The sequence below is a fragment of the Nostoc sp. JL23 genome, assembly GCF_017115065.1.
In the GTDB taxonomy this organism is placed as follows: Bacteria; Cyanobacteriota; Cyanobacteriia; order Cyanobacteriales; family Nostocaceae; genus Nostoc; species Nostoc punctiforme_A.
In genome coordinates this window covers 1-19,063 of sequence record NZ_JABXKN010000129.1, presented here as the reverse complement: position 1 = coordinate 19,063, position 19,063 = coordinate 1, and the positions used below count along the sequence as shown (strand labels likewise).

14 protein-coding genes are annotated in these 19,063 nt (G+C 42.7%); 5 read left to right on the top strand and 9 right to left on the bottom strand.

Annotated features, from left to right (window positions below; all coding sequences use genetic code 11):
* Nucleotides 1–41: 41 nt before the first annotated feature.
* Complete coding sequence (locus HWQ42_RS27050) at nt 42–1,223, top strand: catalase (protein ID WP_292817347.1); 1,182 nt, start codon at nt 42–44, stop codon at nt 1,221–1,223.
* A gap of 94 nt (nt 1,224–1,317) precedes the next feature.
* On the opposite strand, the gene dxs is transcribed toward HWQ42_RS27050, so the two are convergent.
* The 3 genes from dxs to HWQ42_RS27035 all read right to left on the bottom strand — a co-directional run bounded on the left by dxs (nt 1,318) and on the right by HWQ42_RS27035 (nt 5,217).
* A complete protein-coding gene (gene dxs / locus HWQ42_RS27045) occupies nt 1,318–3,225 on the bottom strand; it encodes a 1-deoxy-D-xylulose-5-phosphate synthase (RefSeq protein WP_292817346.1) in 1,908 nt (635 codons plus the stop codon).
* A 935-nt stretch (nt 3,226–4,160) separates the two neighbouring features.
* Nucleotides 4,161–4,607 (bottom strand): hypothetical protein, encoded by a 447-nt coding sequence (locus tag HWQ42_RS27040; protein ID WP_292817344.1) that lies wholly within the window; start codon nt 4,605–4,607, stop codon nt 4,161–4,163.
* A gap of 235 nt (nt 4,608–4,842) precedes the next feature.
* The gene (locus tag HWQ42_RS27035; RefSeq protein WP_292817342.1) at nt 4,843–5,217 is read right to left on the bottom strand and encodes a hypothetical protein; all 375 of its coding nucleotides are present in this window, start codon (nt 5,215–5,217) and stop codon (nt 4,843–4,845) included.
* A 125-nt stretch (nt 5,218–5,342) separates the two neighbouring features.
* Between HWQ42_RS27035 and HWQ42_RS27030 the strand changes: the two genes are divergently transcribed.
* A complete protein-coding gene (locus HWQ42_RS27030; RefSeq protein WP_292817340.1) occupies nt 5,343–5,522 on the top strand; it encodes a hypothetical protein in 180 nt (59 codons plus the stop codon).
* 45 nt (nt 5,523–5,567) lie between these two features.
* Here HWQ42_RS27030 and HWQ42_RS27025 read toward each other — a convergent pair whose 3' ends face one another.
* The 5 genes from HWQ42_RS27025 to HWQ42_RS27005 form a co-directional block, all read right to left on the bottom strand.
* The gene (locus HWQ42_RS27025) at nt 5,568–6,530 is read right to left on the bottom strand and encodes an aldo/keto reductase (protein WP_292817338.1); all 963 of its coding nucleotides are present in this window, start codon (nt 6,528–6,530) and stop codon (nt 5,568–5,570) included.
* Between the two features lie 386 nt (nt 6,531–6,916).
* Entirely contained in the window at nt 6,917–7,222 is a 306-nt protein-coding gene (locus HWQ42_RS27020; RefSeq protein ID WP_100898458.1) for a DUF4090 family protein, read from the bottom strand.
* Nucleotides 7,223–7,359: 137 nt separating this feature from the next.
* Nucleotides 7,360–7,614: a hypothetical protein gene (locus HWQ42_RS27015; protein ID WP_292817336.1), complete on the bottom strand. Its 255-nt coding sequence runs from the start codon at nt 7,612–7,614 to the stop codon at nt 7,360–7,362.
* A gap of 79 nt (nt 7,615–7,693) precedes the next feature.
* On the bottom strand, nt 7,694–10,786 hold the full coding sequence (locus tag HWQ42_RS27010) for a phosphoenolpyruvate carboxylase (RefSeq protein ID WP_292817334.1): 3,093 nt from the start codon (nt 10,784–10,786) through the stop codon (nt 7,694–7,696).
* A gap of 84 nt (nt 10,787–10,870) precedes the next feature.
* Nucleotides 10,871–11,137 (bottom strand): hypothetical protein, encoded by a 267-nt coding sequence (locus tag HWQ42_RS27005; RefSeq protein ID WP_292817332.1) that lies wholly within the window; start codon nt 11,135–11,137, stop codon nt 10,871–10,873.
* A gap of 445 nt (nt 11,138–11,582) precedes the next feature.
* Between HWQ42_RS27005 and HWQ42_RS27000 the strand changes: the two genes are divergently transcribed.
* The 3 genes from HWQ42_RS27000 (at nt 11,583) to psbA (ending at nt 17,665) form a co-directional block, all read left to right on the top strand.
* Nucleotides 11,583–14,600, top strand: a complete 3,018-nt coding sequence (locus tag HWQ42_RS27000) for a DUF1574 family protein (protein ID WP_292817330.1) — start codon at nt 11,583–11,585, stop codon at nt 14,598–14,600.
* Nucleotides 14,601–14,730: 130 nt separating this feature from the next.
* Entirely contained in the window at nt 14,731–16,230 is a 1,500-nt protein-coding gene (locus tag HWQ42_RS26995; protein ID WP_292817328.1) for an MBOAT family protein, read from the top strand.
* A gap of 352 nt (nt 16,231–16,582) precedes the next feature.
* The gene (gene psbA / locus HWQ42_RS26990) at nt 16,583–17,665 is read left to right on the top strand and encodes a photosystem II q(b) protein (protein WP_292817326.1); all 1,083 of its coding nucleotides are present in this window, start codon (nt 16,583–16,585) and stop codon (nt 17,663–17,665) included.
* 62 nt (nt 17,666–17,727) lie between these two features.
* Here the strand turns inward: psbA and HWQ42_RS26985 are convergent, their stop codons facing one another.
* Entirely contained in the window at nt 17,728–18,861 is a 1,134-nt protein-coding gene (locus tag HWQ42_RS26985; RefSeq protein WP_292817324.1) for a PepSY domain-containing protein, read from the bottom strand.
* Nucleotides 18,862–19,063 lie beyond the last annotated feature (202 nt).

Sequence of the window (19,063 nt, the reverse complement as noted above, 5' to 3'; positions counted from 1 at the left end):
GTAATAAACTCAATTGATTAACTAATTCTAAGTTTAAAAAAATGAAACTATTTACCGAATACCCAGAAAAAGACGAAGCCAAATATTGCGCTCTCATGAGTGAGCTAGTCAAAAAGAATATGGAAAATCTTTACGGAGGTGAGAAGAAAAAAACTGCAAAGAGAGATACCCACTCTAAAACCAACGCTGCTGTACAAGGAACTCTAGAAATCTTTGACTTTGATGAAGCAGCAATTAAACAGGAATTGAGCAAACGCACCTCATTAACTGAAGCTCAACTTCAAGCCATTTCCCTAAAACAAGGTTTATTTGCAAATCCCAAACAATATCCGGTTTGGCTACGATTTGCAAATGGAGCGTTTTCAGTAAAGAATGATTATGAAGGGGATACGCGCTCCATGTCCGTAAAGGTGATAGGGGTAGAAGGAGAAAGACTACCGCAAAGTCACGAGTTAAAAACCCAAGATATTATTGTCCACAATACCGAATTCTTTTTTGTTAGAACCATCAAAGACTTCCATAGCTTTTTTGTGGCGGTTTATCGAGCAGGGCTGTTTCCGCTTTTTAAGCTATTGGTGCTTTTATGGCTAAAGTTACATCCCTACGAATCCACTCTTTTACAAACTAGTTTCAAACGGTTTCCCAAGAGTTTGCTTACAGAACGCTATTGGAGTGCTTCAGCATATTCTTTGGGACTCAAATCTGATTTTGATCCCTATAAACCAGGTCGAGTTCCTGTGGAATATCCGGTTGTAATTAAATATGCATTTACTCCAGTTTCCAGTCAACCACCTCATCAACAACTTCCTCTCGAATCTAGACCAGAAAGTGAGCTTCAGCGTGCCAAAGCCGCAGGTTCAGAGGACAACTACTACCGAGAGGATATTATTCAAGCTTTAGCAAAGCCTGATGCTGAATATAGTTGGGACTTTCAAATTCAATTTCAAACTAGCCCAGAAATGTCTATTGATGATACTACTATTGTTTGGAATGAAGAGGAATCACCCTTTATTACAGTTGGTCGTCTAACAGTTAAGCATCAGAAAGTTAATTCTGCCAAAGAAAATGACTTTGGGGAAAATCTCAGTTTTTCTCCTGGAAATGGTCTAGCAGTGCATCGTCCTGTCGGTGCGATTAATCGGTTACGCAGCATTGTTTATCCTATTGTTGCTAATGACCGTCATCAAAAACGAGGAGTCAAATACCATGAACCAACTGTGTAAACTGCTATAAATTTCAGAGGGGTTTCCAGTATCTTCATGAAAATAACCCCAAAATTTGGGGTTATTTTTATCAAACTATTCTGACTTAAATTAACTAGACGACAGCCGATACTTGCTGCTTAAAGAAAGCTTGCAACACTCTCTCTGCTATTTGATGGCTAGTTAAACCTAGTTCTGCCTTTGATTCATTGGGTTCAGCGTGATCTACTAACACATCTGGTACACCAAATCGCTTGACAGGAACGAGAATATCTGCATCTAGTAAAGCTTCCGCGATCGCAGAACCAAAGCCACCCATCACACAGCCTTCTTCTAAGGTGACAACACGGCCGATTTTCTTCGCTAAAGGTAAAATCAACTCGGTATCCAAAGGCTTAACGAAACGGGCATTAATTACAGTTGCTTCAATGCCGTGTTCGCTGAGAATTTCAGACGCTTGCATCCCCGGATAGACCATTGTACCATAAGCAACGATTAACACATCATCGCCTGTACGCAGAATCTCGCCTTTGCCGATTTCCAAAGGTTCCCAACCTTCTTCCATCAAGGGAACGCCGTAGCCATTGCCACGAGGGTAGCGCATCGCAATCGGGCCACTGGTATGCTCAACGCCAGTTACTACCATGCTTTGCAGTTCGGCTTCGTCTTTGGGTGCCATGATTACGATGTTGGGAATACAACGCAGATAGGCAATATCATACATACCTTGGTGGGTGGGGCCATCAGATCCCACGATTCCGGCCCGATCCAAGCAGAAGAATACTGGCAGGTTTTGGATGCAGACATCATGAATTATCTGGTCGTAGGCGCGTTGCAAGAAGGTGGAATAAATAGCCGCAACGGGGCGCATACCTTCGGTTGCAAGTCCTGCTGCTAGAGTGATTGCGTGTTGTTCCGCAATGCCTACATCTATATACTGATTCGGCAGTTTTGCCTGAAGTTTATCTAAACCTGTCCCCGTTGCCATCGCCGCAGTAATGCCGACGATTTTCGGGTTTTGTTCGGCAAGTTTTACCAAAGTGTGAGAAAAGACTTTGGCATAAGCTGGGGGTTTGGGTTTATTAGAAGGAATCGCTTTGCCAGTTGCTACGTTAAAGGGGCTTTGGGCGTGGTAGCCAACTTGATCTAGTTCGGCAATTTCATAACCTTTGCCTTTGATTGTCGCCACATGTACCAAAACTGGGCCTGGTATCTGATGTGCTTGTTGGAAGGTGGCAATCAATTCTTCGAGATTATGCCCATCCACTGGCCCAATGTAGGTAAAGCCGAGTTCTTCAAAAACTGCACCTACCTTCGGAACAGCCAAGCGCTTCATACCTTCTTTGATGCGTCCGAGTTCGGGTGACAGGGATTCACCCACGAAGGGAATTTGCTTAAATTGTTCTTCAAGATTATCTTTAATAAATTGCACCGGTTGGCTGAGGCGCATTTTGTTGAGATAGCGAGGAATCGCGCCGACGTTGCGAGATATGGACATGTCGTTGTCGTTGAGAACAACCAACAGGTTAGTTTTCGGCATGTGTCCGGCATGGTTGATGGCTTCTAAAGCCATACCGCCAGTGAGTGCCCCATCGCCAATCACAGCAACGGCTTTAAATTTTTCCCCTTTCAAGTCTCGCGCTAAAGCCATGCCCAATGCTGCTGAAATACTTGTAGAAGCGTGTCCAGCCCCAAAGTGGTCAAACTTGTTTTCACCCCGCTTAAGATAACCTGCTACTCCGTCCTTTTGTCTAAGGCTGTGGAAGCGATCGTAACGTCCTGTAAGCAGTTTGTGGGGATAAGCCTGGTGTCCTACATCCCAAATCACTTTATCCCGATCTAAGTCCAGTGTTTGGTAAAGTCCTAGTGTTAATTCAACAACACCCAACCCTGGCCCCAAGTGTCCACCATTAACTGCTACTGTTTGAAGATGCTTATCTCGAATCTGACGGGCAATCTGTTGCAGTTGGCGAACAGATAAACCGTGCAACTGATTAGGATGGGTGATTTCGCTCAGATGCATATTATAAGGTTTTCCTCTCTAACTTCGAGTTTCGGTATTTTGATTTTCCCACGGTCGGGTTGTTCACAGAATCAAAGTCTTACATTGTTACTAAGTTGTAGCGGAAAGTATAATTTCGTAATTGATAATGGTGAAAAGTTTGTTAACCATTAACAATTCGTCAAATAAGGTTGCAATCAGTTAAAGTTATAGCACATTTTTACATGAGTAATGCTACTTAATAATTTTCTTTAATCCGTATAGAAAAACGAATTTTTTAGATGTATTTTGCGGAAATACCCTAATCAGATTACTCAGTTTTGCTTTGTTAAGTTAGTACGAAAGAAAGTCAAAAATTTTATTTCTAACTATATATCTAGCATAATTGCTGGTAAATATTTAACAATAATTTCTTATCGTCTTCGGTAAGAACAGCTAATTTTATCAGCGATCGCTTGTTCATATAGGTATGAAAAATATGTATCTAAAGCTACTCGATTATTTTATCTAACTTCATTTATTTAGCAAATATTTCTATGTCTCGTTAAGAGTTTCCGCCTGGAAAGGAGGTTTTAACTAAAATTACCTATAGGGGCGCAGAGCTAGCTGTGCTACCGTACCAGAATGGTTTAGCTACCTATAAATCAATACGCTTGGGTTAAGGCTAAAACTCTGCTATCCAAGTCAATTTTTTAACGAACCGCCTTCTCTACGAGAGGCTTCCGCCAACGCGTAGCGTCTCGTAGAGAAGGCGCAGAGGACACAGAGAGAAGAAAGAGAAGGAAAAAAATTGCTTAACTGAACTGTATTAACCTATAAATTGCTGTAATCATATTGACGTAAACTTAGAATTTCCGAAATTATTCGTAAACGACAAGATTTCCGACTTCTTTAAGAAGACGGAAATCTAAAGCTTGGGATTTTCACAAATCCAATAGGATTGCTATGTCTATTCTCTATTTACCAAAAGCATCTTTGATGCTATCAACAGTACGTTCAACAACATTCTTGGTGTTGTCTACTGCTTCTTTAGTCCGAGATGCATCTTCATTTGCTCTTTTCTGAATTGTAGCGGCATCTTTCTTGGCTTTGCGTTCAGCAAAACTACCATTCTCTGTTGATTGGTCAACTTTACTGGCATTGCTCTTGGCAGCGTCTTTAACTTTATCTGCCGTATCATCAATGAAATTTTTGGTTCGTCCAGCATCTCTACTGGCTTTATCTTGAGCGCGATCGCCTGCGTCTGATGATGCAATCAAGGTTGCTGCGGGATCAGCCATTGCTGAGGTGTTTGAGAAAAATGCACCTTGCCAAACGAAAGCGATCGCTAACATACAAAACAGCGCTGTGGCCATCCAGCGTTTTACGGTGGAAAGCTGTTTTGCAACATAATTGGATTTCATACAATACAATCTCATGTGATTTAGTATACTATTTCTACTTCATTTAGCTTATTAGTCATATCGATCCCTAGATAGAAGTTCTCGCATCAATAGTTATGAAATGAATTCACTACTTTGATAGATTGAATTTTTGGTAAAGATTATTTCCTGGTAATTAAAGATCGAATTCAACAGTTTACAGTTTTTCGATATGGGCGATTGCACTGAGAGAAAAGTTAGATCGCCCTTTAGTTAATTAACTTGCGATCGCAACTGACTTTTTACGATTGGGGCGTTTACGTTCTGATTTTTTCTTCAGTCCAACTGCTTGAGCTTGATCGCTATCTGAGCCATATTGCCCACGAATTACTTCTTTCATGGCTAATACAGCATTATGAAATTCCCATTCTGCTAATCGCGCAGCATCGGCAGCAGAACGGTATAAAGTTAGTTTCTCGGTTTCGGATTGTTGCTGCGCCAACATAGTCTGATAAGCTTCCTGTAATTTTTCTACAGAAGCATCGGTACGGGTTGTGTTGTATGTGCTGATGGTTTGCAAACCGTGCAATGAGTTTATATCTTGACTAATTGACTGAGAAGGCAGACGGCGGGTTTTATCTTGGGCGGGCATATAAGCATACTAGTATAGGGTATAGCTTTAATGTGCCCATTGGAACAAAGATTCTAACAGTAAAGTGAGTTTTTTAGATTGAACAAGGTTAAAAAAGCGTGAGTTAATTTTTGTAAGTCGAAACAATGGCATTGCAAGTTGGAACAATGGCATTGTCAGCTACAACAATGGCATTGCAAGTTGAAACAATGGCATTGTCAGCCACAACAATGCTATTGCAAGTTAGAACAATGGCATTGTCATCCACAACAATGGCATTGCAGGAGGTTACATTCAATAGCGTGGCGATCGCAATTACAATCTAAGGAGTTTGCAATAAGTTTTGGGAATCATTAAAACAATACAATCCATCACGCTGACATTAATTGCTGAATGCGCTCTGGCTCCTCTCCTAGCAAATCTGGATTTTGGGCAGTGTTGTCGAAAATTGATGAGGTTTTGAAAGGTTCGAACTCGCCGCGTGATGCTGCTTCTGCCGTTTTTGCTAAGAGCGATCGCACTTGCTCGTCATTCATTGGCTGGAACGTCCGCACTGCTTCAAAAGCTTGCTCTAGAATCTCCATGCTGTCAATTCCGGTAATCACAACCGATGTCGGCAGATTCAAAGCATAGTGTAAACACTCAATTGGTGTTACAGTCTTTGACCGTAAAAGAATACCGTTTGCCAAGCTTTTCATCCCCAAAACACCGATATTTTGTTTCACAAGTTCTGGCACAACCAGCTTTGCAAAGCTCCGGTAGTGGGCATCCATGACATTCAACGGCATCTGCACTGCATCAAATTTGAACCCATTAGCAGCTGCAACTTCCAGCGTATGTAAATGAATATGGGGATCTTTGTGCCCAGTGAAGCCAATGTATCGGATTTTTCCAGCTTCTCGCGCTTCAATTAAAGCAGCATTTGCCCCTTCTGGATCGAAAATTCGATGGGGATCTTCGTATCGAATCATTTCATGATGCTGAACAAGATCGATGCAATCAACTTGCAGGCGTTGGAGTGATTCGTCTAATTGTTTTGCGGCTTCCTTCTTAGAGCGACCATCGATTTTCGTCATCAGAAACACTTTATCTCGATAGCGATCGCGCAGCGCTTTTCCCATACGAATTTCGCTGGCTCCATCGTTGTAATCCCAACTGTTATCCATAAAAGTGATGCCGCGATCGATGGCTGTTCTCACAATATGGATTGCCAGTTGCTCATCAACGTGCTTCAAAGAAATATGCCAACCACCCAAGCCGATGGCGGAAACTTTCTCCCCTGTACTACCGAGTACTCGATATTGCATTTCTGAATTTGACGTAGTTCCTGACATGTGTTCTCCAAGTCTTTCAGCTATTACTCAAGTACATATAGCCACCTGCCAATTCAAACACAAGGCAAAGTTGACAATATCTTGCTGAAGATACACTTTTCAACCCAATCAGGAAAAGAATCAAGAAGCCAAAATACCGATGGCAATTTAAGATATGTGAGCTAAAGAATTGAGGGCACAAATACGGTTCGGTTAAGGTTTTTTGATGAAAATTCGAGTTCACCAAGACGCGATAAATCGTCATTAAAACGAAAGACTGATTATTGTAGAGAGGGCGATTCATCGCGTCTCTTGCCTTAACCGCACAGTATTGAAGGCACAGCATTGCTGTGCCCCTAAAACATATTTGGTTCAAATAAATGAAAATTGTTGTAAAACATCAACAATTATTTACCGCTATAGAAAAAGGCAATTTCTTTTTCTTTTAGAGGTGCAAAACCAGCATCTACAAGTAATTGATCGAGTTCTGCTTGGGGAATGTGTTTTGCGCCAATTCGCACAATGCGCGATCGCATCGTATTAGATACACCACTGCGCTGTCTATTGCCTTCTAGCGCCATGACTTTACCATAAAGTTCTAGCTTGGCAGGTGGAATGGGAGAACCATCAAAATCAATTCCCTGTGCGATCGCTTCATCAATCGCATCAGCCCCTGTAGTAGTTTGATTCCCTGGATTAGTTTCGGTAGGCATGGTGATTTTCTCTTCTTCGCTATGGGTAGATTTTACCAGCCTTGCTGACACCAAAGTTGCCCGAACTCATGTTTCAGAAGTTTTCATGTATTTGAACCACATCTGTTTTAGGGGCGCAATGCCTTGCGCCCCTACGGCTAATCACGAGTTTGTCGCGTCACCACACCACCAACAAACGCCCCTAAAATAGTGCCTGTCCAAAGTCCTGTTGTGCTACCTTGCCACATTGCCCCTGGCGTCATCCAAGCGTTGCACATCTCCTTTAAACCCCAAGGTTGGTTTTGGCACTTTTGGCTATGCAGCATCATTGTGATTTGCCCACTGGTGTAAGCGCCAAAAAAACCTGATGACAGTGCCAAGAAAGTGCAAATTAAAATTCTGTTTTTTGTCATTGGTCATTTGTCATTGGTCATTTGTCATTGGTCATTGGTCATTATGCCCCATGCCCAATGCCCAATTCCCAATTCCCAATCAACCTGTATTTCTCATCCCAGCAGCAATGCCATTAATAGTTAACAATGCTCCTCGCAGTAACTCACCTTTGCTGTAACGAGAATGAATTACTCCAGAAGTCGCAGTAGTATTTTGGGACTGCCGTAGACGCTTGAGTAGTGAAACTTGGATAAAGCCCAAGGGGACAATTGTCCCATTACGTAACTGAACAGATCGTTGCAATACCGGATCGCCATCTAACAGTCGATTGTGATCGGTGATTTTTAACACCAAATCTCTTGTCAGATAGAACTCGCTGGCAATTTGGTCAAACACCTTGGCAAAGCGAAGTTGATCTTCTGGTTTTGAGAGTTCTTGGACGTAGTGGTGTGCCATTTGCATATCTACTTTTGCCAAAGTCATCTCGGCCTTCGAAATCACCATCTTGAAAAAGGGCCACTTAACGTAAAAGTAGCGCAGTAATTTCAAGTGTTCTTCTGGTTCTGCATTCAAGAATTCTTGTAATGCTGTGCCAACGCCATACCAGGAAGGAAGTAAAAAGCGAGTTTGCGTCCAGCTAAATACCCAAGGAATAGCTCGCAGACTGCTTAAATCTTTCTTACCAGATGGACGGCGGGCTGGACGGGAACTAATTTGCAGTTGGCTAATTTCTTCAATGGGGGTTACTTCGTGGAAGAAATCAACAAAATCAGGCTGTTCGTAGATTAAAGCACGATAATGTTGACGCGATCGCGCTGCCAATTCTTCCATAATCTCATTCCAGGGTTCGATATCATCAAACCCTGTTCGCAACAGGCTGGCTTGAATCACAGCAGTGGTGATGGTTTCCATGTGGTACAAAGCCAAGTCCACCAAGGAATATTTGGAAGCTAAAACTTCTCCTTGTTCGGTAATCTTGATTCGCCCATTGATACTATGACCTGGTTGAGCCAAAATCGCTTCGTAAGCTGGGCCACCACCCCGTCCCACCGAACCGCCGCGTCCGTGGAAAATCCGCAAATTCAGATCGTAGTTTTCTGCTATTTGTTGCAGTGATTTTTGGGCTTTATGAATTTCCCAGTTGCTACTTAAAAAACCAGAGTCTTTGTTGCTGTCAGAATACCCCAGCATTACTTCTTGTAAGTTGGGGGTGACGGAGGAGGTGGAGGCAGGGAAGGAGGGCAGCAGGGGAGCAGGGGGGGATGAATTTTCATCTGCACCTTCTGCTTTTGTCTGTTCGTAACCGCCGGCTAATAAAGCGCGATATAACGGCAGTTCAAACAGGTTCCGCATGACGCTTCTGGAGCGTTGTAAATCTTCTACTGTCTCAAATAGGGGGACTACTTGAATAGTTCCGACGGCAATGGCGGGGTCAAAAAGTCTGGCTTCTTTGGCTAACAGTAGTACTTCCAGCACGTCGCTCACGTCGCGGCACATACTGATAATGTAAGTTTGGCAGATGTTGAGACCAAATTCTTGTTGGAGCGATCGCACGACGCGAAAGGTTTCAATTACATCGTTGGTTTTTTCCGAAAATGGCAATTCTGCCGGAATTAATGGCCGACGGGTTTGTAGTTCTCCTGTGAGCCAAGCAACTCTTTGCTCTTCGGATAGTTCGTTGTAAGGTTGAGGTAATATTTGCAGGTATTCCAGGATCTCATTCAGCGCATCGGCGTGGCGAGATGATTCTTGGCGGATATCTAACTGTGTCAAGTTAAAACCAAAAATTTCTACCTGACAGATGAGATTTTCTAATTCTCGACAACTTAAACCTGTTTCTGTCAAGTTGCGCTGAATCATCCGCAGTTCTGCTAAAAAATCGGCTCCTGAACGATACAGGGGGCTATCTTGATTTGTTGGCGTTTCCCGATTGTACAAAGCTAGATTGCGATCGCGAGTATTTTCCAGCCGTTTCAGCACATAAGCCAGTTTGAGCCGATAAGGTTCTTGTCGATAACGCAGTGCCAGTGCGTCATATACCTCACTCAACTGGGACTGATCCAATTCTAGAGATTCCAGTAAGTCTGGTAAAACATCACTCCAGTGCATCGACACACTCAACAATTCAATCAGATTTTTCACTGACTGAATATATCTCCCCAGCACCATTTTGCGCTGATAGCAAGCTGTTTTCCAGGTTATTTCAGGTGTGACTGATGGGTTTCCATCTCTGTCTGAGCCTACCCAAGAGCCAAAAGAGCAAAAGTTTTTACTCGGTGGTTCTAGCCAAGGAAAGGTATTGGATAGAGTGTGTTTGAAACGTTTATACAGTTGCGGAATGCCATCAAATAAAACTTCTTGGAAGTAGTGCAGGGCATAATCTACTTCATCTAGCACTGTGGGTTTGAACTGGTGAAGTTCGTCTGTACGCCACCACAGGCGAATCTCTTCGAGCAATTGTTCGCGGACATCTACTGCTTCCCAAGGATATGCTCCTGGCGTAGTCCCAGAGTGATTTTCCAAGGTATCCAGTTTTTGCAAAAGTTGTACCACCTGTCGCTGCTTATCGCGGATGGTATGACGAACAATTTCCGTCGGATGCGCTGTAAAAACTAACCGCACATCCAGATGTGCAATTAGACGTTGAATTTGCTGGGGTGGGACATTCAGTTTGAATAAATAGGGAAACAATGCAGCAAAAGTCCCTTTTGGTTTGACTTGCGCCTTTTCGAGATAATTCTTTTTGAGGAAGGCTGCTGCTATTCCCTTGCTAACGGGCGCATCATCTTCTGTTTGATTGGAGGAATAGTTAACATTAGAAGGTGTTTCCGGCTCTATTTCCTCTGTTTCGGCTTCATAACGGCTCAATTGCTGCCGCTGTTCGTATTCCTGCTCTATGATGTTAATCAGCTGAAAATACAGAGCGAAAGCACGAGCCGCGCGAATTGCTTCGTTGATATTTAGTTGTTCAATTAATTTGACGGCTGAGGATGCTTGGTCATTTGTTGCTTGCCCTTCTGGCGAACATAAATCGCGCAACTGACGCAACAAGTCTACCATATTTTGACCACATTCTTGCCGGAGAACTGACTCCCACAATTCTTCCACTACCTGGAGACGATGGCGCAAAAATAATTCCGACACCGGGTATATATCAGCAGTTTGAGACGAAGAGTATAAAAGGGAACCCATATTCTCTATTCTTGTAAAGCTAATTACTGTTTACGGTTCTAGGTTTTGCACTTAATGCTCACCGGGTTGTTCCTGAGCAAATAATTATTTGGTGTATATCTTCTCATCTTGATTGATTTCGTGTTCGTCTGGGAAGTCTAATGGGAAGTCTAAATTGGGTAGGCGATCGCCTCGAAATAATTCTTCACTAGCTTCTCCTATGGCTTCTAGTGCTCTTACTGTAGTTTTTCCAGCGATCAGCAGCAGTAATATAGACGCTGTACCTATTTGTAAAAGGAACGATTGAGGAATGGGAAACAAATCCAGATTGGATGAGGGTTTAGTTGAAGACTGTTGGTTGGTAGGAGGCATTGCTAATTTTTGGTTATGGGAAGCATGAGTAAGAAGGAGTTAGGAGTTATGAGTCAGGAGTTAGGAGTTAAGATGACTCCAACGATAAAGGGAGGGAGTTTAATGAGATAAGCTTATTGTTTGTTTCGCCCATCAGGGGCATTAGGGCAGTGGGGCGCAAATCCAGCTTTCAAAGGAAAAGTTATCAACCAGTCATATAGAATTATTCTGACTCCTGGCTCCTAACTCCTAACTTCTGATTTTTGACTCCCTATTAGTAAAATAAACGCAAAACTCAACATTAGTCAGACTTGCAACCTATACAAGACTATCTTGTCCGATTTTGTGAGCTACGAAGGTAACAAAATTGTTAAAAAAAACCGTCAGAGTGTGATAGACCTATGGTTCTAGTTTACAAGTGCAGGCACTATCCCCCAACCATCGCTTCCTGTAAAGTTAACTGAGCATGAAAACAGTAGTACCAGATCGCCAGCAATCCTTAGTGCAATGGGTGAGCCAAGCAACAGGGATCAACACTTTCGGAGTGAAAGTCCGGTTGCGGGGAAATGACCTCCATATTCTTTGTGAAGGTACAGAATGTCCGCAGCGTTGGCGTACTTTGTCTGATTTGCTGCAAGCACTACAGCAAACAAACTTAGATATTCTCACAAGCAGCGAACAAACCTCAATATATCAAGTATTTGTCTATGGCCGCAGAAAAGGGGAACAGCGTCCCTCATGGTGCCATCGAGTTCACTTGAATCAAATAGATAAGCATCTCGATCAGGTGCAACAAGCGCTACTAGCAGACTCGGAAAAATCAAAACAACCGGCTGGGGCGCTAATTGTCTCTAACGAAAGTTTGGCACGCCAAGGGAATCCAGAAGCGATCGCTCGATATCTGAGCGAAACTCTGAGTACGCTAGGTGTATCGATACAGGTAAAGATTAAGCTATATAAGCCCAAGAATTCTCAGTCAGAAGAAAATCGCCTGTGGATATTTTGCCAGTCAAGCTATAGCCCTGATGCATCGTTGCTTGCCGAACCCATAGCACAAAAGTTGCGTTATCTCAAGCTTTCCGGCTACCAAGATGCCATAATTGTTTCTCAGGTGAGCGGCGAAACTGCCCCTGATTGGCTGCTCCGGATAGATTTGACACCGCCAGAGGTGATGCTGAAGGAGTGGGCGCGTTGGGGGGATGTCCAAGCGATCGCTCGATTATTAGCTGAAGTACTATCAGGATTAAAAGTTGGTGTCCAAGTTTCTCTGAAAGAATCAACGCTACATATATTTTGTATCCCAGCTTTCGATCCTTTAGGAACTGCCCCGATCCCAGACAAGGTAGTGTGCTTAGAGGCGATTTTACCGCAGCTAGAAGCGATCGCTCCTCAAGGCATTCTCGCTGCCACCATCTACGGGCAAAAAGCAGGCGACAAGGAACCCACTTGGATTGATTGGCTGGCTTTACCCGCAGCAAACCATCCCGCCTTTGCCATATCACCACTTGATTTGGCAAATACTGGTGATGAACCAGCGATCATATTTTTACTAGAGCGCTTACTCAATCCTGATTTGGATTGGCGACTATTGACAGGTGGGACTCGCGTACTTCTACTGAACAAAAATGGTTTATTGCACATTATGTGTGATGCACCTGTTTGTCCACAGCGGCAACAAGTAGCAAGTAAAATTACGCAGTTTATCCGTCAGTTCAAAATTTCCGGTATTATAGGAGTACGTATCTACGGTCGCCGTGCTGGGAATAAAGAACCTTTTTGGCATTATGGCGTCGATCTTGAACATCGCCAACGTTTAGTACCAGAAGCAACCCCAGAATTTGCTGCTACTTCTATATACATTAACGATTTAGTAACATCTGAGACTAGTGAGCCAATTTTGCGCCCAGACTTAACGACAGAAGAAGTTCAAAATTTTGTAACCGAAGTAGCGCGAGATTGGATAGCAACGGCGAGTTCAACTGCGAGAAAATTTCTGTTGAAAAGCCAGCTATTTACCGAAAGCAACGAGTCAGCGGAACGTAACCATGATCTTCAAGGAATTAAAGTTGCTCTAGTTTGGGGAACACTGGGATTATTGCTCACCCTCCAAACTGATTGGGTATTGGGTCGAATTATTGCACTTAATACGCCCAGTTCGCCAAAAGTTGCTAGTGCCACCCTCCCATCTTCATCTTCCGAGCCAAAGGCATCTTTGACATCTGGGAAAAATCAGACTGAGAAAACGACATTTTTTAGTAGCACTTCCAAGACAAAATCTCCTCCAAATCAGAGTTCTGTATTTAACGCTTCGGAATTTACCCAAAGTGATGATACCCCAAAAAATAATTTGGCAGCCGCACCACTGAAGGAAAAAGCAACCGCAACAGCTATTCTTTTAGCAGCGCGATCGCAGATGCCAAGTTTTAATGTCAGGCAATTAGACGAGCAACTAGCCCTGTATAAACAGCGTTTAGCAAGAACTGGTAGTCCCCCAGATGTCTTGATTATTGGCTCCTCCCGCGCCCTCAGAGGAGTAGATCCCGCAGCACTTTCTAAAGCTTTAGCAACTCAAGGCTATCCAAATATTGACGTATTTAATTTTGGAATTAACGGTGCTACGGCACAAGTTGTAGACTTTGTAATTCGTCACGTTCTAGAACCATCAGAACTACCCAAAATAATTATCTGGGCAGATGGTGCGCGTGCTTTCAACGGTGGGCGTGATGATATTACCTTTAAATCGCTTGCAGCATCCGTTGGTTATAAGCAAGTATTCCAAAAAACAGCAACCACTGCAAATAGCAATGATTTGCCAGAGAATACAGTAAATTCAAAAGAGCAAAAGACAAACGAAGAAAAACAGGAGATTAGTACTTATGAAGCTGTCAATCAGTCATTAAATCAGGCTCTAGCATCTGTTTCGGCTACCTATCAAAACCGCGACCAAATTAAAAGTTTACTGCAAAAACAACTGCTCTTATTTGGTAATAACCAGACAGTTGCATCACAAAAACAGTTGACAGACGGTACTTCAGATGAAAGTATTTCTCAGCAAGCGGTTGACTTTGATGGCTTTCTACCCTTGTCTATTCGCTTTAATCCCACGAGATACTATCAAAAACATTCTAGAGTTCCTGGAAATTATGACAACGACTATAGATCCTTCCAAGTAGAAGGGCAGCAAGATACTGCTTTTCAAGAAGTGCTTCAGTTTACCCAGTCTCAAAAAATCTCCTTAGTGTTTGTCAACATGCCTCTGACGGGAGATTATTTAGATCCAGTACGTAGACAATATGAGCAACAATTTCAACAATATATGTTGCGTTTGGCTACTAATCCCAACTTTATTTATCGTGATTTGAGCCAACAGTGGACAAAAGTAAATGATTTCTTTTCCGATCCTAGCCACCTCAACCGCTTTGGTGCATACGAAGTCTCGAAAAAGCTAGCTAACGATCCGATGATTCCTTGGCCAGTAAAGTAGGGAGTGGAGAGTGCGGAATGGGATGAGGAAGTAGGAGAAGAGTTATTGATTAATGACCAATACTTCTCTACCAGAGACTGCGCAAACGCTCAGTACAAGTGCCCAATGACAAATGACAAATGACTAAAAAATGAACTTTATATCAATTTTCTATGGGCTGTTCCTGTTGAGTGTGTTAGGAATTTACTGGTCTTTAGCACAACATAAATTGCGATTGTGGACTCTGCTAATTGCTAGTTTGGTTTTCTATGCATCTTTGCACATCCAATACATACCATTACTATTAGCATTGGCGTTTATTAATTTCCGTGTAGGGCTGGAAATTGGTAACAACACATCACCAGGAAAACATTCTCTTGATTGGCAAATTTCTAATGAAGAATGGCAATTTGCTCAAGTTGATTGGAATCGTCGCCGTCTAAAGGTTTTGTGGCTGGGTATAAGTCTAAATGTTTTACTGCTATTAGCTTTTAAGTATTTTACCCCTTTATTCAAGTTTGTTTTTCATGTCCAAACAAACTCACCAGATAGCTCTTTTAAATTAATTGCACCCTTGGGAATTTCATTTTTCACCTTTGAATGTATTGCTTATTTAATAGATGTCTATCGCGGTGCCCCTGCTACTGATAATTTTCTCAAGTTTGCTACATACAAATTATTCTTCGCCAAAATGATTTCAGGGCCGATTACGCGCTATCACAACTTAGCAAATCAATTTAATACACTAGAATTACCCAATACCAATAGAGTAGCTGAGGCGTTGTGGTTGATTGCTAGGGGTGCAGTCAAAAAAGGTATTTTTGCAGACCATTTGGGAATTTTCGTCGATTTATGTTTCGGTAATTTGCAACGGGCGGGTAGTACCGATTTATGGTTAGCTATATTCGCTTATGGCTTGCAGTTATATCTAGATTTCAACGGTTACGTAGACATTGCCCGTGGTAGTGCTATGCTTTTCGGCTTGGTTCTACCTGAAAATTTCGACTTTCCTTATTTCAGCACCAATATTTCCGAATTTTGGCGGCGCTGGCATATAACTCTGGGAGATTGGCTACGTAACTATGTCTACTTTCCGTTGGGTGGTTCCCGTCGGGGTTTAGTCCGTACCTGCTGGAATTTATTTATTGTGATGCTAATTGCTGGTATCTGGCACGGTGCTGCTTTGGGTTATGTCGTTTGGGGTATACTCCACGGATTAGCTTTGGTGGTTCATCGACTTACAGATTCTATAAGCGATCGCTTTGAAAATCTAGAACAATTCTGGCAAAATCCTCTGGGTATCTTTGTCGCTTGGTTCTTAACTCAATTGATGGTTTTTACCTCTTGGATTTGGTTCCGTCTACCTAATCTCCAAGACTCTTCTTTAGTAATTCGACATCTTTGGGGTTATCCGGCTGACGCCCAGTTTGCTGAAAAGGTCTATGTGGAAGCCTTAAATATGAGCCAATCCCAACTCTCTTGGGTACTTCTAGGTTTAGCTGCCCTTATGGCTGTAGTTTATGCCTTCAATCGAATGCTGAAGTTAGAGTTTAACTGGCCTATTAAGCTTGTCTTCGTCCCCCTATGTTTTTACGCTGTTTGGCTATTAGCTCCTGAAGGCAGTTTGCCCTACATCTACTTTGATTTTTAACTGAAACATTCAGACAATATAGAGCTTATTATTTCGTTACAAATCGACAAGACTTAAAATATTTCGAATTGATTCATTGTAAAGAAGTGTAAAGGTAAATAACTAGGCGATCGCATCATTGAAATGATAGCTAGCTTGTTGTTAAAGTGGCTTCAAAAGCCTCATTTTACTACTTTGTATCGCTTCCTTTGTAGTAGGAAAACTTTACAGTTCGATGAACTTGTTAAACAATTCTGTTACAGAATATTAAGTCACAGATCGCGTCCAAGTAAATTCATGTAGACTATATTTCAACAGGCGAAAATAAACTCCGCTTGTTCCATATTTAACAACCCATTGCACTTATAAAACAATGACCACAACCTTACAACGGCGCTCTGACGCTAATGTATGGGATCGCTTTTGCGAGTGGATCACCAGCACCGACAACCGTATATACATCGGTTGGTTTGGTGTACTCATGATCCCAACCCTACTAGCTGCTACAACCTGCTTCGTAATTGCTTTCATCGCTGCTCCTCCTGTGGACATCGATGGTATCCGCGAACCAGTTGCAGGTTCTTTGATCTACGGAAACAACATCATCTCTGGTGCAGTTGTTCCTTCTTCAAACGCCATCGGTTTGCACTTCTACCCAATCTGGGAAGCAGCTTCTCTTGATGAGTGGTTGTACAACGGTGGCCCTTACCAGTTGGTAGTTTTCCACTTCTTGATCGGTTGCGCTGCCTACCTCGGTCGTCAGTGGGAACTTTCTTTCCGCTTAGGTATGCGTCCTTGGATCTGCGTAGCTTACAGCGCACCTTTGGCTTCCGCTACCGCAGTATTCTTGATCTACCCAATTGGTCAAGGTTCTTTCTCTGATGGTATGCCTTTGGGTATCTCTGGAACCTTCAACTTCATGATTGTGTTCCAAGCAGAACACAACATCTTGATGCACCCCTTCCACATGTTAGGTGTGGCTGGTGTATTCGGCGGTTCATTGTTCTCAGCAATGCATGGTTCTCTAGTAACTTCTTCCTTGGTGCGTGAAACCACCGAAACCGAATCTCTTAACTACGGTTATAAGTTCGGTCAAGAAGAAGAAACCTACAACATCGTTGCAGCCCACGGCTACTTCGGTCGTCTAATCTTCCAATACGCTTCCTTCAACAACAGCCGTTCACTGCACTTCTTCTTAGCAGCTTGGCCTGTCGTCGGTATCTGGTTCACCGCTTTGGGTATCAGCACGATGGCATTCAACCTAAACGGTTTCAACTTCAACCAATCAATCATTGATTCCCAAGGTCGCGTCATCAGCACCTGGGCAGACGTAATCAACCGCGCTAACTTGGGTATGGAAGTAATGCACGAGCGTAATGCTCACAACTTCCCCCTAGATTTGGCTGCTGGTGAAATTACTCCTGTAGCAATGACTGCTCCTGCTATCAACGGTTAATTCTGAAGATTTAGCTAAATAAAAAGCGCCCTCTAGAAATGGGGGGCGCTTTTTTGTTGTAATTATTTTAAAACGGAGCGTTTAATAAATCCTGTAGTAGATTTTGTTCTATAGCGACGCTTCCACATCACGAAGCCAGTAACGAATAAAATTAACGGTGCAAGTCCGATAAAAACGTAGAAAATCTGAGATGGAAGTCCCCAAAAAGTGCCGTAGTGCAGAGGAGTGAAAGAGTTGAGGACGCGATCGGCTAATGGCATCTTTAAAGCATTATCAACTCGCAAAACCTTACCCGTATATTGGTCAAGATAAACATTACTATTCCCATACTCTTCATTTTCCTGTGGTAGCTTCATGCGAATTTGTAGAGCCTCTTCTGCTTTACTGGGAAAATAAATGCTCTTGGTAACAGCACCAGGTAAGGTAGCATCAGCAATTTTGAGTTGTTCTGTCAATCCTAATGTTGATTTACTAGGAATTGGCTTGGATACTGGCTCAGATGGTTTTGAGGTGAATGTGACAGCGTAAATGATCGGCTCAGTCAAATCGTAGAAGTTCCAGCAAAAGCCCGTAAAGCCAGTAAAGAATAAAAAAACCACAGTGATAATGCCAGCCACTTTGTGAATGTCAAAATTCACCCGCTTGGGATGAGCATCAAACTTGATTTTGAAGCCTGTAATCAATTTGCGCCAACCAGGCCAGAGAACTAAACCTGTGATGGTAAGTATACACATTAAAAAGGCAGCAATGCCAACAATTACAGTTCCGGTTTCGCCCACCATCAAGCTGTAGTGTAAATTAAGTGTTAGACCAATTAGGGTTTTATCCGTTATCCGCTCACCGATAATTTTGCCTGTATAAGGGTTGACAAAAACCTCTTTCCTTTCCACATCAGTTGATGACAACTGCCCCACATAGGGAGAAGAAGGAGTATCTGGCAAATAAATCCGAAAAAGATGGAAATCACCTCGTGCGGGATACTTCGCCTCAATTGTATTCACCACAGACTCTGGAGATAACTGCACCTGTTGGGGAGTAATGTGTCCATATTGTTGACTAATCATAAAGTGGTCAAAATCTTGCTCGAACACTAACAGGCTACCTGTCAAGCCAACGACAATTAACAACAGTCCAACACAAAAACCGATAGAGCGGTGCAGGTAAAAAACGATATCACGTAGTTTTTTCCGGTTCATAATCGCCACGAAAGTAAGTTGGATTTTTTACCTCTCTCAATCCTCCCGATGCATTGGGGGAAGAATTAGACTCATCCACAAATGGCAAATGCTCACGGGGACTGGATTTGAGAAACTTGGGTACAATAGGCGATCACTAAAAGGAGCTACGAAAAAATAAGTATTTGAGAGCATTCAGAGGCAAAAAATTAAAATTAGGGTG

What these genes read in the sequence shown, in the direction of transcription:
- HWQ42_RS27050 (WP_292817347.1), top strand. Translation starts at nt 42, where the DNA reads ATGAAACTATTTACCGAATACCCAGAAAAAGACGAAGCCAAATATTGC.
- dxs (WP_292817346.1), bottom strand. Translation starts at nt 3,225, where the DNA reads ATGCATCTGAGCGAAATCACCCATCCTAATCAGTTGCACGGTTTATCT.
- HWQ42_RS27040 (WP_292817344.1), bottom strand. Translation starts at nt 4,607, where the DNA reads ATGAAATCCAATTATGTTGCAAAACAGCTTTCCACCGTAAAACGCTGG.
- HWQ42_RS27035 (WP_292817342.1), bottom strand. Translation starts at nt 5,217, where the DNA reads ATGCCCGCCCAAGATAAAACCCGCCGTCTGCCTTCTCAGTCAATTAGT.
- HWQ42_RS27030 (WP_292817340.1), top strand. Translation starts at nt 5,343, where the DNA reads ATGGCATTGCAAGTTGGAACAATGGCATTGTCAGCTACAACAATGGCA.
- HWQ42_RS27025 (WP_292817338.1), bottom strand. Translation starts at nt 6,530, where the DNA reads ATGTCAGGAACTACGTCAAATTCAGAAATGCAATATCGAGTACTCGGT.
- HWQ42_RS27020 (WP_100898458.1), bottom strand. Translation starts at nt 7,222, where the DNA reads ATGCCTACCGAAACTAATCCAGGGAATCAAACTACTACAGGGGCTGAT.
- HWQ42_RS27015 (WP_292817336.1), bottom strand. Translation starts at nt 7,614, where the DNA reads ATGACAAAAAACAGAATTTTAATTTGCACTTTCTTGGCACTGTCATCA.
- HWQ42_RS27010 (WP_292817334.1), bottom strand. Translation starts at nt 10,786, where the DNA reads ATGGGTTCCCTTTTATACTCTTCGTCTCAAACTGCTGATATATACCCG.
- HWQ42_RS27005 (WP_292817332.1), bottom strand. Translation starts at nt 11,137, where the DNA reads ATGCCTCCTACCAACCAACAGTCTTCAACTAAACCCTCATCCAATCTG.
- HWQ42_RS27000 (WP_292817330.1), top strand. Translation starts at nt 11,583, where the DNA reads ATGAAAACAGTAGTACCAGATCGCCAGCAATCCTTAGTGCAATGGGTG.
- HWQ42_RS26995 (WP_292817328.1), top strand. Translation starts at nt 14,731, where the DNA reads ATGAACTTTATATCAATTTTCTATGGGCTGTTCCTGTTGAGTGTGTTA.
- psbA (WP_292817326.1), top strand. Translation starts at nt 16,583, where the DNA reads ATGACCACAACCTTACAACGGCGCTCTGACGCTAATGTATGGGATCGC.
- HWQ42_RS26985 (WP_292817324.1), bottom strand. Translation starts at nt 18,861, where the DNA reads ATGAACCGGAAAAAACTACGTGATATCGTTTTTTACCTGCACCGCTCT.